Origin of the sequence: Rivularia sp. UHCC 0363, from assembly GCF_034931125.1 — a bacterium.
In the GTDB taxonomy this organism is placed as follows: domain Bacteria; phylum Cyanobacteriota; class Cyanobacteriia; order Cyanobacteriales; family Nostocaceae; genus Rivularia.
On the sequence record NZ_JAYGHM010000026.1, the window covers coordinates 68,526 to 89,937 of the forward strand.

Below are 21,412 nucleotides of genomic sequence, written 5' to 3' on the forward strand. Positions count from 1 at the left end.
GAAAATACTTTTTTTCCTTTCTACTTTCCTATTCTCACATTTTCTACCTAATAACAATCAAGAAAAGATTTTAGCCGTTCAGCCAGCACTTTGACGTGCGGTTCAGCGAGCATTGTCACATGATCTCCGGGAACCCGATGAATTTCTATCGGTTGAGTAGTCAATTCACCCCAACAATAGTCAGGTTCGCGAAAGCTTTGAGCAAACACACCCGAAGAATCGGAAACTAGGACTTCGGAGGTACGCACAAGAGTAATTTTACCTGGATAACAATGCGGTACGTAATTTATTAAGGCTTGGTAACTGGCTTTTTGAACTTCTATAATGCGACGAATCATATCATGACCAGCATCGGGAGGAATAAGATTAACTCGTCTCAATTTTTCTAAAAAGTAGTTGAATTGCGCTTCTGCTTCTAAAGAAATAAGTTCTGCATAGTCAACACCAAGTTTTTTACCAAAAAAACGTTCTAGTACCTGCGAGCGCTTCACTAACCATCTAGCATCATCTATGGTTTCGGTAACTTTCCCCCGAATCGGAGCTGGTGTATCTATAATCGCTAACAAGCCTATTTCTTGTCCCAAACTATGAAGTTGTTGAGCCATTTCAAAAGCTACAAGTCCACCAAAAGAGTGTCCTCCCAAAAAGTATGGACCCGATGGTTGAACGGTTTGCAGGGCTTCGATATAAAATTTTGCTAACTCGGGAATTTGAGTATAAGGCTTTATTTGTCCCTCCACTCCGGGAGCTTGCAAACCATAAAGTGGTTGCTCCGGACTTAAATAACGCCCTAAAGCAATATAACCCAAAACGTTTCCACCAATTGGATGGACACAAAATAAAGGTGGCTTTGAACCTATGGTTTGAACTGCTACAAGGGGAGACCAAGCTTCTGCGGGTGTTTTGGAACGGAGAATAATCGCCAGTTGTTCGATTGTTCCGTTTTTGAAGAGAGTTGACAGAGGTAATTCCTGTCCAAACTGTTGCTGAATTAGAGCCATTAACCGTACCGCAAGTAACGAGTGACCACCAAGGTCAAAGAAGTTTTCCGTGACACCAATAGACCCTACATTAAGAACTTCTTCCCAAATCCTTGCTAATTCTAATTCTAAGCTGTCGCGGGGTATAATCTTGGTTTCTGCTTTTAAGCTTTCCAGGGGAGCGGGGAGAGCAAAGCGGTCTACCTTACCGTTGGGAGTCAGGGGTAGTTTGTCCAGAATAATTAGGACGTAAGGCACCATATAATCTGGGAGATGTTCCTTAAGATAGTCCTTTAGTTGTTGCTGATCGATTGCGATACTATTTTCAGGGATAATATAACCTACTAAACCCTTGCCAGAGCCGTCTTCGTGGACTGTGACAATGCAAGTAAGTACATCTGGATGCTGGCGCAGTACCGTCTCAACTTCCCCTAATTCAATACGGAAACCACGAATTTTTACTTGATGGTCAATGCGACCGAGAAACTCAATATTACCATCATTACGATACCGACCTAAGTCTCCAGTTTTATACAGACGATTAAATTTTGAATTATTATTTGAATTATTAAACGGATTTTGAATAAATTTCTCTGCGGTTAAATTAGGACGATTGAGATAACCACGAGCAACTCCAATACCACCAATATATAATTCTCCTAGTACTCCTATAGGCACTGGTTGCAGTGTTTCATCTAAAATATAAACTTGGGTGTTGGCAATCGGATGACCAATAGGCGGCTGTAAATGGTCGTTGCTGCATTCGGCAATGGTAGCACAAACCGTTGTTTCAGTGGGTCCATAGGCATTAAACAAGCGACGATCGCAAGCCCAACGCGCTACTATATCGGCAGAACAAGCTTCCCCTGCAACAATAATTGTCTGCAAAGAAAGCAGTTCTGACTCCGGTAGTACTGCTAGCACCGATGGTGGTAAAGTAACGGTCGTAATCTTGCGATCGCGCAACAACCGCAGTAAGTTCGTACCAGGCAATAGGTCATCAGTGGTTGCTAAACACAGAGTTGCCCCTGCTACTAAAGTCATGAAAATTTCACTGATGGAAGCATCGAAACTAAGGGAAGCAAATTGGAGAACGCGGCTATGATGTTGGACATCAAAAACCTTCATCTGTGCTGTGGCAAGGTTGCACAGTCCTCGATGTTCTAAAAGTACCCCTTTGGGTTTGCCTGTGGAGCCGGATGTATAAATAATATAGGCGATATTGTCGGGTGTTACAATTTGGCGGGGGTTAGCATGGTCGTGTTGGGTAATATTTTCCCATTCTCTATCCAGATATACTACAGTCGTTTTTTCTTCTGGTTCAATCCCCAAAGATTGCTGGGTAAGCAACAATGAAAGTTGCACATCTTCCATTATGAAAGCCAAACGTTCTTGAGGAATTGTTGGATCTAGGGGTACATAAACACCACCTGCTTTGAAGATAGCTAAGATGCTGACAATTGTTAACGGCGAACGCTCTATGTAAACTCCCACCCGCATTTCTGGTTTTATACCTAGGGATTGCAAGTAATTGCCTAGCTGATTTGCTTGGATATTTAATTCCTGGTAAGTAAGTGTAAAGTCATTAAAACTTAGCGCAATCCCATCGGGGGAGCGTTCAACTTCAGCCTCAAATAGCTGATGAACACAAAAATCAGCGGGGTACTGTGTTTGAGTATCATTCCACTGTAGGTATTGCTGACTTTCGGCTGTAGTCAATAAAGGTAAGGAATGCAATCGCTGCTGGGGATTGGCAACAATTCCTTCTAACAAGGTTTGAAAATGAGCCTGCATCCAAGTAATTGTAGCACTATCATACAGTTCACTTTTATACTCTATATTCCCTATTAACCCTGCTTCGCTTTCTTTAAAGCTAATGGTTAAATCTAATTTGGATGTGCCGCTATCTACCGCAAAAGAATTCAAAGTCAAGTTAGAAAGCTGAGTTTCTACTTTGGGAGCATTATAAAACGCGAAACCGATTTGGAATAGTGGGGAGTGATTTAAGTCTCGTTCTGGCTGTAATTCTTCCACCAGTTTCTCAAAGGGTAAGTCCTGGTGAGCATAAGCTTCGAGAGTTACGTTCCGAACTTGTTCCAGCAGCGTCAAAAAGTTCGGGTTTCCTGAAAGGTCAGTTCGTAGTACCACGGTATTGACAAAACAGCCAATTAGTAGTTCTAATTCTGGTTGATTGCGACCTGCTGTAGCCGTACCTATCAGCAAATCTTCCTGACCTGTATAGCGGTAAAGCAAGGTTTTGAACGCTGCTAGTAGCATCATAAACAGAGTCACCCCTTGCTGTTGACTCAGATACCTCAATGCTTCTGTTAAAGTTTTAGTTAGTGTGAATCGTTGTCTGGCTCCTCGGAAACTTGGCTGGGTGAGTTTACGATAGCTAGGCAGTTGCAACAGGGGTAAATTACCACTAAGCTTTTGTTTCCAATAGGTAAGCTGAGTTGTCAGCACCTGATTCTGTAAACACTTTCGCTGCCAAACTGCAAAGTCCGCATATTGGACAGGTAATTGGGGAAGTGTATGGGAAATACCGTAAGAGTTTGCCTCGTAAAGTGACCCTAATTCCCCAATCAGCACACCCATAGACCAGGCATCAAATATTATATGATGAACGGTCAAAATTAGCACATGATGCATTTCATCTAATTGCAGCAGAGTTCCTCGTAGCAAAGGTCCTGTAGATAAATTGAAAGGTTGTTGGGCTTCCACCGTTGCTAATCGTCTCACCTCAGCAGAGTGATGCTTTTTTGGCAGATGTGTGATATTTACCTGTTTGAGCCTTAAGTTGAAATTGGGGACAATAACTTGCATTGGTTCCCCATTCACAACTTTAAAGGTAGTTCTACAGATTTCGTGGCGGCGAATAATTTGGTTGAAGCTCTCTTCCAATGCTACTATGTTGAGCAATCCCTGAATTTCCAACGCTCCGCAAATGTTATATACCGAACTGTTAGGGTTCAACTGGTCGATAAACCACAACCGTTGTTGAGCGTATGAGAGAGGAAGTTTGGCATCCCGTGAGGTGGATCGCAATGGTTGGGGTGTAGGAGTAGCTCTAGTTTGACACAAAAACTCCAAAATTTCTGCTTTACGCTCTCGTAATTCTGCCTTGATTGCAGGTGTGAGCGTTCCTTGGGGAGCGCTATAACGGAGACGAGCTTCTTGAGTTGGAGTTCCATTAACCTCATCTACCCACAACTTGATGTTGAGCCGACGCAGCTGGGATAAAAACTGGACGGTAGTCATAATTCTCCCTCCTCTAATACCCCATGAAATTGATGCTGCTTAACTTGGGATTCTTCTTTTGCCCAACGCAGAGTTTCAAGAGTTTCCGCAAGAGATGCTAATGTTGGTGACTCGAAGAGGAAACGCAAGGGCATTTCGACTTGGAAGGCTTTACCCACACGGGATACAAGTTGAGTGGCGTTGAGGGAGTGTCCGCCTAATTCAAAGAAGTTATCGTTTAACCCGACTCGATCAATATTGAGGACTTGCATCCAAATTTGTGCTAGCTGTACCTCAATGGGTGTTTTAGGTGGGACAAAAATCCGGTTTTGCTGTCGATTAGGTGCGGGGAGGGAGCGTCTATCGATTTTTCCACTGATGGTTCTGGGTAAAGCATCCATGACCACAAATACCGAAGGAATCATTGATTCGGGTAGGGATTCTAATAGAAAATCTTTCAACTCCCCTGGGGGAAGTGCTTCTTTGAGAACAACATAAGCACATAGATATTTATTGCCATTTGAATCATCTCGATCTACCACAGCAATATCCTTAACTAATGGATGCGATCGCAGATGATTTTCAATTTCCCCTAATTCTATTCTTACCCCTCTAATCTTGACTTGACCATCTTTGCGACCTAAGCATTCAAAATTTCCATCTGACAAAATTCGACCTAAATCGCCAGTTTTATAAATAATATCATCAGGATTATCACTAAAAGGATTGGGGATAAAAACTTTACTAGTCAATTCTGGCTGCTGATAATATCCCAAGGTTCGATAAGGAGTGCGAATATAAATTTCACCCACCATTCCCGGAGGACAAACTTTTCCTCGATCGTCCACTACTATTGCAGCAGTTCCATCCATTGGTTTACCAATGGGGATAGATTGGCGCTTTATATCTTCTGGTTTAACGAAATAAAAGAATTTCGTCATTGTTGTTTCCGAAGCACCATAAAGATTAACTAACTGAATTTTGTCACCATATACATCCATCCATCGACTGATATCTGTAGTCAGCAATGGTTCTCCTGACAAAAGAATATATTGTAAAGATGAAAATAGTTTGTTGTCTAAATCCTCATTTAAGATAGAACGAAACAAAGAAGGCACGCAATGAATTAGATTAATTTGTTGATTATCCAGGAAAGATATGAGTTTTCTTGCGTCAAGGATAGTATCAATTTCTTCTGGTATGCAGACGACACCACCAGAACATAGAGGAACAAAAATATCTCTTAAAAAAGCATCAAAAGCAGGAGTTATTAATTGACTAACTCTGGTAGATTGTTTAATATTAAATGTTTTGATTTCCCAGTTAATAAAATGGCTGATACTTTTCAAACGACCTGCAATTCCTTTGGGTTTTCCCGTTGAACCGGAGGTAAAATATATGTAGCAAATATCTTCCGGTTCTGATTGAACTATCGGCTTTTCTATTTTAGAGTATTCGGCATAGTCATTGAGGTGATAATCAAAGGAATTAAAGTTTTCCAAAACTGGAGTTTCAGACAAACAAATAACTGGAGATTGTGAAAACTCTACGATTCTCCCGCGATTAATTTTCTTCAATCCTGCTGTATCAACGATAAACCATTTTGGTGAGATTTCAGCAACGATATTATTAATGCGATGTTCGGGTAAATCTGGAACTAGCGGTACAAAAACACAGCCTGCTTTTAAAATACCGATGATGGCAATAATAATTTTAATAGAATCTTGAGCCAAAATCGCCACAATCGAGCCTTTCGTAACACCACGATCAATCAGAAAATTTGCCAGCTTATTTGACTGCGCTTCAATTTCATTGTAAGTTAATTTTTGCTCGCCGCAATCAATAGCGGTATTGTCACCAAACTTTTCAGCAGTTTGGCTAAACCAATCTTGGATTAATGGTGGATGATTCATGATTTTTTGAATTATATTGACCTATTTATTGACAAAATATTCTGGTGAAAATATTTGAGATAGAAACTTGAAACCAGCAATATTATTTGGTAAATCGGTATACTCTTGGAGAATTGATATATTCCATAATTCTTCAGAGATAACCATTAAGGGGTCTAAAAACAATTGTTCTTTTTGTTTACCTATAGATACTTGTAAATGTTTATTTAGTAAATGAATTTCGGTACAACCAGCAATCATCTTTTGAACATTATACTTAACTTGTAAACTATCTAAAATAGGAATACATTTTTGATATCCACCATTAACTTTGAGATAGTAAATCATTTCATGAATTAAATTTTGGTCATTTTTATCCGGTAGTAAAATGTAATCTTGGGCAAATTGCCAAAGAATATGATTTTGAAATATTTCTAGCTTGTGCGTTCCTGTTGAACAAATTAATAAATGCTTTTTTTGTTGTTCTAAAATCTTTTTAAAGATGATATCTACTAAAGAAATAATTCTATCCCTTAGCTCATAGGGTAGCTGGGGAAGTAAGTAATGAGATGTGATACAACAAATAACAATTTTAGAAACATTTAATTCACATAAATTATATAAAGCTGATATTAAATTATCAAGTAAAATTTTATAGTCACCTCCGAGCAAAGTCTCCGTTCTATCAGGAAAAGTAGGGTCAGAATAAACTATAACTTGAGGAGATTGTTGTTCCCGTTGACCTAAAATATTATTTTCATATATAGTTTTTAAAAATTCAGCTGATGCTAAAGGACCCATACCACCTAAAACACCAAATATTTCTTTTTTTACCCTATTATAACTCTTTTTCATTTTATTTTTTCTTAATTTGTAATTAAAATAATGTAAATAATTTTAATTGAGTTCTGGCATTTGAAATTCTTGTAAAAAGATGCCAAAAGTAAGGGGTATAATTAATAAATCTATATCAAAAGGAAGATTGAGTCGAAACCCATCTTGTAAATACTGTTGTTTGATATTTTCTATGGTGTTTGGATTGAAATAGCCCTGTTTTTTCAGTAAATCGCTTGATAATATATCATTAATATATTCAATATTTTGTTTTAACAAGTATGGGCTACCTGGTGCATGGAAAGCAAATTTTTCTCTATCAATTATTTGTGTAGGAAGGAAGTCTCTTGCTGTCTGTTTAAGAATATACTTTTCTTGGAATTTATTTAATTTTAAAAATGGTGGTATTTCTTTAGTAAATTCAACCAGATTAATATCTAAAAATGGATATCGCGCTTCTACAGAATTAGCTAAAGCCATACGGTCGCCATGGTCAGCAAGCAAGTGGTCTGATAATCTTAATTTAAAATCAAGATAAGACCTTTGATGAATAGAATGTCTATTTTGGAGCTTTTCCTGGTTAATTAACTCAAAATTAAGACAGTCAAATTCACTAAATCTCTCATTAAGTTCTAGAGAATACAAAGCTAATTTGGTTTCTCGGTAAGCGTATAAATCTTTTTCATAAAAAATATTTTTATCTCCCCATACTTTCAGCCTCAATTCATCTTCTAATATAGTTTCTAAACTATAATCGTTTTGATTTTGTCCAAGGTTGCTGTTTCGTAATTCTTCAAATCGATAACCAACATAGCCAGCGAACAATTCATCTGCTCCTTCACCAGTTAAAACAGCTTTTATATTTTGACTATTGGCACAGTTTGAAAGAGCTAAGGAAGCTGTATTATAAGTTTCTTTCACGGGACATTCCGAATGATAAATAGCTTTCATTAAGCCTGCGCTAATTTGATGCGAATCAAAGCAAATCTCATGATGAATAAAATTAAGTTTTTTGAGCAGAATTTCGCGATATTTTGACTCACATATATCTTTATCTGTAAAACCAATCGAGAAAGAATGTATATCGCTTTCAAGATGAATTTTATTAACTATTGCAGCAATTAATGAAGAATCTAAACCACCACTAACATAAACCCCAACAGGAACATCAGCATTTAAGCGATACTTCACCGATTGAATGATAAGCTCTTGTAATTTTTCGATATAATAGCTCTCTGGTTGACTATCCTTGGTTTCATCAATTTTCGGATAATCTAAATCCCAATATTCTGTAATTTTTACCTGAGAATCCTTAATATTAATATAGTGACCACTTTTTAAACTATTGATATTTTTAAACATAGTTCTCGGACTGACTAATCCGGGAAATGTTAATATTTGGTCTAAACCAACTAAATCTACTTCACGCTTCACTAAAGGATGGGCTAAAATCGCCTTGATTTCCGAAGCAAAAATCAAAAATTTGTCCACAATCGTGTAGAAAAGTGGACAAATACCCATTTGGTCTCTAGCTAAAAATAATTGTTGCTTGTGAGAATCGTAAAGTACAAAAGCAAATTGACCGTTAAGTTTATTTAAAAAATCTAACCCATATTCTTCATACAGATGAATCAAAACTTCAACATCTGTATTGGTGCGAAATTTATGACCTTGTTGAATTAACTGCTTTTTGAGTTCGCGATAATTATATATTTCTCCATTACATACTAAGAAAATAGTTTTATCTTCGTTATATAGTGGTTGATTACCACCCTCTAAATCAATTAAACTTAACCTGCGAAAACCCAATCCTAAATTATCTTTAATCAAATACCCAGATGAATCGGGACCTCGATAAATTAAGGTATTAGCCATCTTTTCGAGGATATTTTTTTCCGCTTTTCGTTGTTTTGAAATATCAAAGTATCCACAAACGCCGCACATAATTTCTTCCTTAAATTATTTTACTCCAAGTCAACATTGAAACTGTTAACTAACAGTTGACTTTCTACTGCGGTAGTTTCAGTAGTTAGGGAAATATGCGATAGAGGATACCCTGCATTCACGGGAATATTTTCTAACACAGATTGAAGCTGCTTTAATATCCGGCTAATAGTATCAGCATCAAATTTATTGGGAAAGTAGTCAATCCGTATTAACAATTCTGAACCCGGTTCTACCGTCACGCTGAGGGGATAGTTCGTTTCAAAAAAGAAACGGACATTGAGTATTTTCAAACTTCCGCTTTGCTCTCGTAAGCAAACATCAACTGGGTAATTTTCAAAAGTGACAAAGCTGTCAAATAATGGTGTTCCTCGCGGTATCTCGCTCCACTCTTGAATCTGTACCAATGAACTGTGCTGATACTCAAGCATCTCGGTTTGTTTATACTGTAACTTTTGCAACCAAGATATTAAATTTAACTCAGGAGAAACCTGTACCCGCATCGGTAGTGTATTAATTAATAACCCCACCATTGCCTCAACTCCTGGTAATTCTGTTGGACGACCGGAGACAGTTATCCCAAATACTACGTCTTCTTCACCACTGTATCTACTTAACAACAAAGCCCAAGCCCCTTGAATTAAAGTATTGAGCGTTAGATGATGCTGCCTTGCAAATGACTTGAGTACTGATGTCGCATCTGCCCCAAGATAGATTTCCTCTTGGGCATATCCCCGTACACGATTGGACAAATTACTTACTGATTCTACATCCAACAAGGTTGGTCTGTGTAGCCCGCTTAGCGTCTGAGTCCAGAAAGTTTCAGCTTTACGCCAATCTTGCTGCTGTAACCAAGCAATATAGTTTTTGTAAGGAGGACTTGATTCAAGGTATAAATCCTCATTGTTACTCAATGCTTCGTAAAAGCTAAAGACCTCTTTCAAGATAATCGAATTGCACCAACCATCTAATATTAAATGGTGATGACTCCAGATCAATTGATAAATATCTGTAGCAGTTTGAATCAAAGCCAAACGCATGGTCGGTCTATCGCTAAGGGAAAAACCCTGTTGTAAATCTGCTTGAAGATAAGCTTGCAATTGTTGCTCTTGTTCTGTAGAAGATATCCCAGACCAGTTTTGCATATCCCAAGATATTTCTACCCCTTTTAACACGACTTGGAGCGGTTGTGCTAATTCTTCCCAAATAAAGATGGTTCGTAAACTGGGGTATCGATTTACTACTTGTTCCCACGATCGCACAAAAGTCGGAATGTTCAATTTTCCTTGCAAGGTAAAAATCTTTTGCTGGAAGTACATTCTTGACTTTGGATCGTACAAGCTATGGAAAAGCAAACCTTGTTGTAGAGGTGAGAGGGAATAAATATCTTCAATATTTTCAATCCCAAATTTGCTGCTGAGTCTATCTAACTGTTTCCGATCCAACTCAGCTAGCTGAAAATCATCGGGTGATAAGTCTCTCGAACAAGTTAGACAGTGACAGATGATTTGTTGAAGTATACTGACAAAATTCTCTGCCAAATTTTTAATTGTCGAGCATCTATATATATTCTCGCTATAAGTCCAGTTTAATTGGAGTTTGCCGTCGAGAACTATACCATCAATGGCAATTAGATGGGTTCGCTTTCCTTGATGACTGCGCTCGGAGCTTGTAGACTCTTTCACCAAACGAAATGGTGTTGATTCCGTTAGCACTCGATCCAATTGTCCCAAGTAATTAAAGCTCACCTCAGCTTGAGGAAAACCTTTCAATTGCTTGGTAATTTCTGGATTTTCACTCAGATAGCGCAGCACACCATAGCCGATACCACGGTTAGGAATACGCCGCAGTTGCTCCTTAACCGATTTTACAGCCAAGCCAATCCCATGAGGTATTTTACCATTCTCAACACTAGACTCTGATTCCCCAGATAAGTCCAATACAACGGGGAAATGAGTAGTGAACCAACCAATGGTGCGCGACACATCCACATTCTCAATAAGTGGCTCCCGTCCGTGTCCTTCTAAATCAACCAGTAAAGTGTTTTCCCCAGTCCACTGCTTAAAGGCTAATCCTAAAGCTGTTAATAACAAATCGTTGATTTGGGTTTTATACACCGCTGGAACTTTTTGCAATAAAGCCTGTGTCTCTTCCACACTCACCGATACGGAGACGGTACGGAGATTTGCAACAGTGTTAGGCTGGTCAAAATTGTCTCTAGGCAATCGAGATTTACGGAAACTACTTTGCAGCCAATAATCCAACTCTTCCTGAAGTGTATTCGAGCGAGCATAAATACTCAGACATTCCGCCCAATGTTTAAAAGAAGTGGTTTTAGCCCCTAATTCAATAGCTTTACCCAAACTAAGCTGTTGATAAGCTTTGTGAAAATCTTCTAACCAGATACGCCAAGATATACCATCCACTACCAAATGATGAATTATAATTACCAAGCGTCCTGGTTGATTATCAGCAAGATTAAATAAAGCAACCCGCACTACTGTAGTTGACAAATTCAGCGTTGTGTGTAAATTAGCAACCTCTGTCTCAATCGCTCTTGCTTGTTCTGGTGCTGGAAGACTTGATAAATCTATCTGAGACAATGGAGCTATTTTATCGCTAGTATATATTTGATGCCAAGAATCACCCACTCGCTCAAACCGCAAACGTAAAGTATCGTGATGTTGGTTCAATTCTTCTAAGACTTGCTGCAACCACTTGATGTTTACATTAGGTGGAGTTTCGAGCAAAATCGACATATTCCAATGATGCGGCTCTGGTAAATTCTGCTCAAAGAACCAATGCTGAATGGGTGTCAGAGGTACTTCACCAGTTACCAACCCCTGCTCTATTTGTAATTGAGGAGTCTTGGTTGCTGCTGCAATCAATTCGGCGATAGTTTGATGGTGAAATAGTTGCATGGGGTTTAGGCAAAGCCCCTTTTCTTTGGCTCTAGCAACAATTTGAATGCACAGAATTGAATCTCCACCCAACTCAAAGAAGTTGTCTTCTATTCCTACTGACTCCACACCCAAAACTTCCGCCCAAATATTAGCTAATAGTAGTTCTTCTGGTGTGCTAGGTGCGATAAAGGAAACTTTTAATTCCGGATTAGCCCAGTCTGGTGCTGGTAGTGCGTGACGATCAAGTTTACCATTAACCATTAGGGGCAAAGCGTCCAACATCACGAAGGCAGATGGTACCATGTAATCGGGCAGTTTTTTCTGCAAAAAGCTGCGTAGTCCATCTGGTAATCCTTGACCTGGATGTGGGACAATATATGCAACTAAACGCTTTTCACCTCGTTCATCATCTAGAGCGATCGCCACAGTTTCTCGTACTGTTGGGTGTTGTTGGAGTACTGTTTCAATCTCTCCCAACTCGACGCGGAAGCCACGAATCTTCACTTGATGGTCAATCCGACCTAGAAACTCAATGTTACCATCATTGAGGAAACGTGCTAAATCCCCTGTTTTATAAAGACGACTTTGTGTTTTTTTATTCTCAAACGGATTGGGAATAAATTTTTCTCCGGTCAAATCTGGTCGGTTAAAATATCCTCGCGCTAAATTTGCACCACCGATATATAATTCACCGGGAATACCGATAGGAACGGGTTGCAGATGTTCGTTTAAAATCAGGATTTGGCTATTTCCCAAGGGTCGTCCTAGGGGAACCGTACTTGATATATCCCTTCTCAAGTTTTCCACCTGATAAGTAACTACTCCAACCGTTGCTTCCGTGGGACCGTAGTGATTTATAATCGTACAATCGGGGGCTAACCGTTCCAGTTTCTCAACCTTATCCCAACTCAAAGCTTCCCCACCCAAGATTAACCGATGTCGGGGTAGAATTTGAGCCGGATTTTGGCAGGAATTTAGTAAAGCATTAAGGTGGCTCGGAACAATCTTAAGACAGTCAATACCCCCATGATTTTGACAGTAAGCAGCAAGCTCATCTGCGTTAGATGCTCGTTGGTCAGAAATCACATGCAGACAGCCTCCCGTACACAGAGCCGGGAAAATTGCCGTATTTCCTAAATCTGCTGCAAAGGTAGAAACTAAAGCAAAGCTAGCACCATTGGGCAGATTTAGTTGATCTAAAATACCATAAAGGTAATTAAACAACTGTCGATGCTCTACAGCGACTCCTTTAGGCTTTCCTGTTGAACCAGAGGTGTAGAGTACATAAACTAAATTAGCTGGGGTGACTGCACTAACTAAGTTTTCACTGCTTTGTTGAGCAATGACATCCCAATCTGTGTCTAGGAAAACTACAGATGCTTTGTGTTCGGGAAGATTCAAAGCTGACGACTGCTTAGCCAATATCAATTTTATCTGGGTATCCTTTACAATGAAATCCAGACGCTCCTTATTGAGCCGAGGTTCGAGTGGTACGTAAGCACCACCTGCTTTGAGGACAGCCAGTAGGGCAATAATTGCTTCCAGGGAGCGCTCCATACAAATTCCCACCAGCACTTCCGATTCCACCCCCAAACTCTGCAAATAATATGCCAATTGATTTGCACTCTGATTGAGTTGGGCATAAGTTAACTGCTGGTTATCAAACACAACAGCAATATTATCTGGTGTGATATCTGCTTGTTTTTCAAACAGTTGATGTAAGCATTCAATTTTGCCGTAATTAGTATTAGTTTCTGTATTTTTACACCAGAACAACAATTTTTGTCGCTCTGGTTCCCTAAGAATTTCTAACTGACTAATTGCACGTAACGGATTTTCAATCGCATTTTCTAATAATGTTTGAAATTGTTCCGCCCAATCTTTTACATTTTCTCCTAAGAATAAATTTGAATCGTAGTAAAAATCAGCGATAATTTCGTTATCTTTTTTTAATAAACAAGAAAGATTTAATTTAAATTTATCAATACATATAAACTGTTTATATACATAAAAAGTTAGATTTTTAGCAATACATTTATCGACTGATTCCGCAAAATTATAACTTACTGGAAACCAAGGTATATTTTTATCATTACTATTGAACCCACCTATTACATCCCAACTAAAATAATTCTGCCATTTATATTGGCTATTTGTAGTTTCATCAACTTGTTTTAAAACTTCTGAAAATTGTATTTGTTCTGTTAAATTAGAATGAATAGGTAAATATTTCGCGAATAATCCAAATGATTTCTGTAATTCCTCATATGGTCTACCATCGTATGATACACCAATAATTAAATTTGTTTGTCCCGTCAATCGCCATAATAAGATATGCCAGATAGTTTGCAGGAATACAGATATAGAAGTATTATACTCGTCTGCAACGAGCTTAAGCTCCTCTACTATGTGAGAACTAATGGTAATTGTAATCGATTTCGGTTGAAAGTCTTTTGATAATGAAGACTGATTTTCTCCAGGTATTTTAAAATTTGAAATATTAGAAATATCTTGCTTTCCCCAATAATCTCGTCCTTTAATTGTATCTTCTGCTGTCAATAATTCATGTTGCCATTCAGCATAATCAACGTATTGTATAGGTTCTTTGTAAAGCTGTTCTGACAACCCTGCATAATCACAACTAATTTCATGGACTAAGTTCTTCAACGTTACGCTATCCGCATAAAGAGACGATAAACTCAGGAGCAATATATACTTATTTTGTGAGAGAATAATTAAGGATACGTGTAGAATTGGAACCTTTTCAAAATCGAAATGCAACTGGCTCGTCTTTTGAAATATTGCTTCGATTTCAATTGTCTGCTCAGACGTAGTTAAAGCACTTAAATCATGCCGAACAATCGGAGGTGGGTTGCCATTAGTAATGACTTGAAGAGGGATAATCTCTCCTGGGGCGCAATGAAAAGTAGTACGGAGAATTTCCTGCCGATTAATAACGCTATCTACGCTAGATTTTAGAGCCTCTAGATCGATAAGTCCCTCGATCATAATAGCAGATTGAGTACGGAAAGAAAAGCTCGAATCAGCTTGCTGCAACAACCACAGATGCTTTTGTTGACTTGAAAGTCGAAAGGCTTCATTTTTTTCCTCTTGCACACCTACACCTCCGTAAAGTCTGAGCAAAGCTAATTAACTCCAGTAAAAGACCTTTTGATCGTCTTTGGAGATAGCCATGAAGCCGCCAACTGTAATCCGAGTTGTTAATCCCTTAACATCCGCAACTTTATGTACTATATTTCCACCACGAAAAACAATCATATCTCCCACATCGGGATCGATATATGTTGCCTTACATTCTTCTAAATCTAAATCTAGTGTTGGAGTCAACAATTGATCTGTCGATGGTTCGTAAAGTACCAATTCCCCACCTTGTTCTGCCTTCTCAATTAATATAAAATAGCTCAAAGAATCTATGGTTTTGGAAACTTGATTTAAGTATTGCCAACCTGTAATATCAATAAAATCATTTCCTTTATGTACACGGATTCCACCCGTATTTGGCTCTACAAATCTGACCGTACCTGGAATATAATATGAATCCGCATTCTCTATGGGAACCTCGACTTTTCTCCCTCCTGAGATTTTACTCAATACCGATTCTACCAAAGTTTCAAAACTCGTTTCAAAAATCTGATCCAATTGGGGTCTCACAATATCGGCAGTATTGAAATATTTCATCCTATCAGTTTGCCTATCGGTGAGAATCGCACCCAGCATTGTGCCGAAGTGTACGGACTCTCGAACATCTCTGCTCTCCAGGTTACGTTTAACCTTCTGTATTTCTGATTTTGGCAATACTTCTTTAATCACCATTCCATCGAATTTACCTTCGTAAATTTGATTGATGCCATCAGGATAATCTTTTATTGACTCAGCAGTTAAAGTTAACCAATTTTTAATTGCTAATTCTGATTTCATATTGTCCTCATTTGAGATTATTATCGATCTATTTGACAGCGATGAATTTGGCTATTCCCTAATCCTTCCCTTCGGTAGTTTAGAGAATAGGCTTATACAAATAGGATAACCTTACTTTACCGTTTCGCATGATGCATAATAGACTACATGGCTTTTAATATAAAGTAAAGCGATACCCGAATTTCTCACAAATAAAAAAGTTGACAAAACGATCAGACTTTTCAATTACAATCCAAGCATGGCAAGGACTTGAAAACTATATACTTAGCCAGTAGTCGTATTTAATACAGCCAAAAAGCATAGTTTTTGTATTATATACTGTTGTGATTCGTGACCAAACTTTGATACACATATTATGAAATTACTTTGAAATTTGTAGATAGTTGACTATAAAGATCCATTTGATCGAAAACAGATGTCAGCAGACAAGAACTTCTATCTGAAGGCATTTCAAATGCTAAAAGAATCGAGAGTGATGGAGATTGACAAAATCGAGGCTCCGGAGCAAGGAATGTAAGCCCCTTAGCTTATTCTTGGAAGTTACCTTTCTCTTCCTCCTCGTTCAATCCCCTGTATTTCAGATATGGGGTTTTCCCCTGCTGGGTATTCTCTTAGCTTTTACTCGAGCATAACATCCCCCACTCTCAAAATAGTAAGGATGAATTTAACAAATTCTCATTACTGCATCGACACTGGCATAATGAAAAACTGCCTATTATTTTTTGGCGGGATGAGATATGTGTCACCTGATTTTTCACAAGAAGTTCTAAAATCCTGGAAACAACGCTACTATTTTTCAAAGTATTTTCAATACTTTACTCGCTAATAATAACTAAGGTAATCGGAGAAATAACATGGCTGTAGCAGACATTGCTCAATTAGTCAAAAAACTCACGACAAAAACTGACGAGAATCCGTCTGATTCTCCTTTAGCAAGTGTTTTTGATGGGGTTAACAAACTTCAGGGAGAAGCAAAAATGGAGTTTATTAAAAACAAGATAGTTGAACTTGCTAAATCTGAAGGATATGGGAACGTGACGCTTGATGATGTACAGACGTATTTTGATGGATTGGTAAGTCAATATGAAATCAACCCGATGGTGGCTTCGATGATGGATATGTATTGTAGCACCACTTGCCATTTTGGAACTGCTATTGGTAAAAACTAAAATCTGGCTGAACTAATCTGGTACATCTCAGCTTGTCCGAAGTATACTTTTGATAAAAACAAGGTGACTGATGCTGAGTCAGCAAACTCCATCAGGATACAATTACAAAAGCTGAGGTGTATCGATTTTCCAGGTGTGGGCATTGAAAAAATTGGCGTTGCTGATTGAAAGTATGAATCACGCCTAATGTGAATTAGAAACACCTCTTGTATCTTTCGGATTTTGGGTGTTGTCTCCAAGCAAATTTTCAAGACTATTGACATAACTACAAGGGTTTGAGCATTCAATTCACATTAAATGTGAATCAGTATTATCTAGAGACGTAAAAGCCCGAAATATCATTGTAAGATTATGACCAAAAGTATTTTGATTTAGCAACGCCAAAATTTTTCTGGGAGAAAATCATGATTCAATCAACCTTAGCTAAGCCTATATACAATTTTATTGAACTGGATGTCAGTGAAATCTATAAATATCCACAAGGGATTAGAAATATTTGCGATCGCCACATTCATGGTATGGTTGTCAAGAATTTCTTTTCTCAAGAAGATATATCTAATGTTGTTAGTCAGTTAACGCGCAAAAGACCATTTCCAGGATCGCCTTACGGAGATGTTTTGATTTATGGTCCAGCATTATACGTATGTGATGCCGATATTACTCAATATTGCCAAGAAGCTATTGATTTTCGTAAATATTGCCGCCAACTCTTTAGTCAAGGAACTGATTTCGAGACGCGGTTAACAGAAATTCTCGGTGCAATGTCTGGTGATTGTCCGGTTGAACTGCCTGTAACACCCTCTGGTTACGCTTATACTCCAACTACAATTAGAGTGTTAGAAACAGGGCAGGATATGGGCTGGCACTTTGAAAATCAGTTTTTACATTGTACACCTGGATATCGTCATCTGGAAACCATAGTCGAACCCGAAGATCATCTCAGCTATTTTGTAGTGTTAAGTGCTGCGGATGCTGGAGGAGAATTGGTTCTTTATGATTTAGAATGGTCGCAGACACAGTGGTCGGATAAAGAACATGGTGGAACTAAGAAGAATGGTTTGGTAAATGGCAAGTTGATTGCCGACGTGATGGAAGACTATGAGAAAATGTACCTTAGTCCTGAAGCTGGTTCTCTAGTTGTATTTGATGCAGGTAGAATTTTACATCGTGTTTCTGCGGTTGAGGGTTCTCGTCGTCGGATTACAATTGGTGGATTTCTAGCATTTTCAAAGCATCGCGAAAAACTTTTCTACTGGAGTTAGCCAGTTGATAGGACAATAATCTCATGGAATTTTCTACTTTGGTAGATGCATTGCAACAAAGAGCGCGATACCAACCAGAAAAGAAAGCTTATACCTTTCTTAAGGATGGAGAAATAGAGGTAGATACCTTATACTATGAGGAATTAGAGCGATTGGCACGGGCGATCGCTGCAAAACTTCAGAGTTTTAACGCTATTGGTCAACGAGCCTTGCTAATGTATCCCCCAGGCTTAGAATTTATTAGCGCCTTTTTCGGGTGTCTCTTTGCGGGGGTTATAGCCGTTCCCGTCTATCCTCCCCGTGGAAATCAATTAATGTCAAGAGTATTGGGGATTGCAACAGATGCTGAAGCAACCTTTGGGCTGACAAATACATCTGTTTTAGTTAACAGTCAGCGTTGGTTAACAGAAAACCCAGACTTAGCCCAGTTAAAATGGCTAACCACCGATAATATTGACATAAATTTGGCAGACTCATGGCAAAAACCAATTGTCGATGGAAATAGCCTAGCCCTTTTACAATACACCTCTGGTTCTACAGGTACTCCCAAAGGAGTGATGGTCAGCCATAAGAATTTATTATTTAACTGTACAGACCTCGACCTGGGATGGAATCATAATATTAATAGTACCATAGTCACTTGGCTGCCAACCTTTCATGACATGGGGCTTATCTATGGAGTCATCGAACCTTTATATAAAGGGTGTTCCTGTTACATGATGTCTCCTGTCTCTTTTCTGCACAAACCAGTGCGATGGCTAAAAGCGATTTCGATTTATAAGGCTACTCATAGCGGCGCTCCAAATTTTGCCTACGATTTGTGCATGCGTAAAATAACCTCGGAGCAAAAAGCTAGCCTAGATTTAAGCAGTTGGCGGATGGCTTTAAACGGTGCTGAACCAGTTAGAGCAGATATCCTACAGCGGTTTGCACAAAGCTTTAAACCTTGTGGGTTTGATTTAACTGCTTTCTGTCCTGGTTATGGTTTGGCAGAAGCAACCCTAAAAGTGGCTGCGGTGCGTCAACAGGATACGCCTGTTTTCTTACAAGTTGATACAGATGCACTAGAGATAAATCGGATAGTGGAGGCTAAAGCAAATCAACAAAACGTGCAGACTTTAGTTGGATGTGGGCGTAGCGAAATTGATACGCAAATTTTAATCGTCGATCCCGAATCTTTAAGTCAATGTAGAGAAGAACAAGTAGGGGAAATTTGGGTATCTGGTTCTACCGTAGCTCAAGGCTACTGGAGAAACCCAGAAAAAACGCAACAAATATTTCAAGCAACCTTAAAAGGCAATACTGATAAACATTTTCTGCGTACAGGTGATTTAGGTTTTATTAAAAATGGCGAGTTATTCGTTACAGGGCGGCTCAAAGATATCATAATTATTCAAGGACGCAACCATTATCCCCAAGATATTGAATTAACTGTTGAAAATAGTCATCGGGCATTGCGTCGCGATTGTGGGGCAGCTTTTGCAGTAGAATTTAAAGGTTCCGAACAATTAGTTGTAGTTCAAGAAGTAGAGCGGAGTTATCTGCGACAGTTAGATGTAAATGAAGTCGTAGGCAACATTCGTCAAGCAGTGGCAGTAGAACATGACATCCGCGCTCATAGTATTGTATTAATAAAAACAGCAACTATTCCTAAGACATCCAGTGGTAAGATTGCGCGTCAGGCTTGTCGCCAAAATTTTTTGAATAATACGCTGGATGTGTTGACTCCAGATATGTTCCATAAATTAACAGCAGTATTATAAAAAAGAGAGATGGATTTGTGTTAACTCAAGCTGATATTAAACATTTTCAAGAAAAAGGATGGGTAGGTCCAGTTGATATTTTTTCAGCCGCAGAAATTTCCGTAGTTAAAGAATGTTTGGAAACCAATAGCCGCACTATCAAAGAAGCAGATGGTCAGAAAATTATCACCTTTTATAATAATGTCTATAACCTAGAAACTCCCCGCGACCATCATCTTTTTCATCAACCAATATATACACTTTTTAAGCGTCCTACTTTAATTTATAAATTAAATCAGATAGCCGGAGAAAACTTATTACTTTGGTATACTAATGTCTTTTGTAAAACGCCCGGACAAGGGGAAATCAAATGGCATCAAGCAAAAGAATTTTATACATCTAGCGACATAGATTTTGAGAAGAAAACCTTAGTTTATTCGACCGATGAAGACCCTTTAAATTTAACTGTATGGGTAGCACTTGAAGATGCCGACCTTGAAAATGGTTGTATACGTTTCGCTAATGGCTCGCATCAGCAAATATTTAAAATATTGAAGGGGAGCGTTTCTGCATCTGAAGGTGTGTTTGCTGGAATCAGTGCCCATAAAACAGTTTGGCAAAAAGAGCAGCAATACTCCTTGTCTTATGAATTTGATGAAAATGACTGGGAAGTAGAATCAGTACCAGTCAAAGCCGGTCAAGCAGTCATCTTTACTGAAAGTGTAATGCATGGTTCATTGCCAAATCAATCGAATCGTCGTCGTCTGGCAATTATTGGACGTTATGTCCGTCCCAGTACCCAGGTTTATCCCTATCGCACTAAAGGAGATTTCATTGATGAAAATGGACATAACATCAAAAGGCATTTTTGTATTTTAGTTTCAGGACGCGATAATTACGAACATAATGTAGTTAGAGATTGGCATGATTTAGATAAAACTGAAGTAGAATTTCAGTTAATGTCTAATTTAGTTCGTTTTGGTCGTGTAAATGTTCCTGAAGGTAAACTACAACTAGAGATTTACGGCTTAGAAAAACAGGCAACCGAAGGAGATTGTGCTGAGCTTGAACCGAATCCAATTTTGCATCCGCGCAAATATATTCAATGGCAAGCATGGAATCAATATCAAGGTATGAGTCAAGCAGAAGCAATGAAGCGTTACAGCCAATTGGTAGCGACTTTGCCACGGAAAGATACCAAAGATTCGACCAGCGGTATAATCAATAGTGGAGGTGCCAACAAGGGACAGTTTCAAGCAGGGGATATTCAAAGTTGGTTAATATCTTATCTGGCTGAACTGCTGGAAATGCAGCCTTTGGAAATCGAAATAAACGTTCCCTTTGAACGTTATGGTTTGTCATCAGCAGAAGGAACTGTTCTGATTGGGGATTTAGAAGCTTGGGTGGGATATCAACTTGCTCCGACTCTTGTGTACGAATACCCCACTATTGAGGCTTTATCCCAGCACATAGCACGGGAAATGCAAGTTTTGGCGTAATCGCTTCT

10 protein-coding genes are annotated in these 21,412 nt (G+C 38.7%); 4 read left to right on the plus strand and 6 right to left on the minus strand.

Going from position 1 to position 21,412, the window contains the following annotated elements; translation table 11 throughout:
• Nucleotides 1-47: 47 nt before the first annotated feature.
• The 6 genes from VB797_RS16380 to VB797_RS16405 are packed head-to-tail and all read right to left on the minus strand — an operon-like array spanning nt 48 to nt 15,732.
• A complete protein-coding gene (locus VB797_RS16380; RefSeq protein ID WP_323238771.1) occupies nt 48-4,241 on the minus strand; it encodes an amino acid adenylation domain-containing protein in 4,194 nt (1,397 codons plus the stop codon).
• Complete coding sequence (locus VB797_RS16385) at nt 4,238-6,133, minus strand: non-ribosomal peptide synthetase (protein WP_323238772.1); 1,896 nt, start codon at nt 6,131-6,133, stop codon at nt 4,238-4,240. Before VB797_RS16385 ends, VB797_RS16380 begins: the two co-directional genes overlap by 4 nt.
• A gap of 21 nt (nt 6,134-6,154) precedes the next feature.
• The gene (locus tag VB797_RS16390; protein WP_323238773.1) at nt 6,155-6,967 is read right to left on the minus strand and encodes an aspartate/glutamate racemase family protein; all 813 of its coding nucleotides are present in this window, start codon (nt 6,965-6,967) and stop codon (nt 6,155-6,157) included.
• 42 nt (nt 6,968-7,009) lie between these two features.
• Nucleotides 7,010-8,890 carry an asparagine synthase (glutamine-hydrolyzing) gene (asnB, locus tag VB797_RS16395; RefSeq protein WP_323238774.1) on the minus strand — a complete coding sequence of 627 codons (1,881 nt, stop codon included), beginning with the start codon at nt 8,888-8,890 and terminating at the stop codon, nt 7,010-7,012.
• A gap of 20 nt (nt 8,891-8,910) precedes the next feature.
• Nucleotides 8,911-14,910 carry a non-ribosomal peptide synthetase gene (locus VB797_RS16400; RefSeq protein WP_323238775.1) on the minus strand — a complete coding sequence of 2,000 codons (6,000 nt, stop codon included), beginning with the start codon at nt 14,908-14,910 and terminating at the stop codon, nt 8,911-8,913.
• 33 nt (nt 14,911-14,943) lie between these two features.
• Nucleotides 14,944-15,732 (minus strand): hypothetical protein, encoded by a 789-nt coding sequence (locus tag VB797_RS16405; protein WP_323238776.1) that lies wholly within the window; start codon nt 15,730-15,732, stop codon nt 14,944-14,946.
• Between the two features lie 854 nt (nt 15,733-16,586).
• Between VB797_RS16405 and VB797_RS16410 the strand changes: the two genes are divergently transcribed.
• From VB797_RS16410 to VB797_RS16425, 4 genes are all read left to right on the plus strand, one after another.
• On the plus strand, nt 16,587-16,901 hold the full coding sequence (locus VB797_RS16410) for a hypothetical protein (protein WP_323238777.1): 315 nt from the start codon (nt 16,587-16,589) through the stop codon (nt 16,899-16,901).
• A 404-nt stretch (nt 16,902-17,305) separates the two neighbouring features.
• Nucleotides 17,306-18,163, plus strand: coding sequence for a 2OG-Fe(II) oxygenase (locus tag VB797_RS16415; RefSeq protein WP_323238778.1), 858 nt, complete (start codon nt 17,306-17,308; stop codon nt 18,161-18,163).
• A gap of 23 nt (nt 18,164-18,186) precedes the next feature.
• Nucleotides 18,187-19,926, plus strand: a complete 1,740-nt coding sequence (locus VB797_RS16420) for a fatty acyl-AMP ligase (RefSeq protein WP_323238779.1) — start codon at nt 18,187-18,189, stop codon at nt 19,924-19,926.
• 17 nt (nt 19,927-19,943) lie between these two features.
• Entirely contained in the window at nt 19,944-21,404 is a 1,461-nt protein-coding gene (locus VB797_RS16425; protein WP_323238780.1) for an acyl-CoA-binding protein, read from the plus strand.
• The last annotated feature ends 8 nt before the right edge of the window (nt 21,405-21,412 follow it).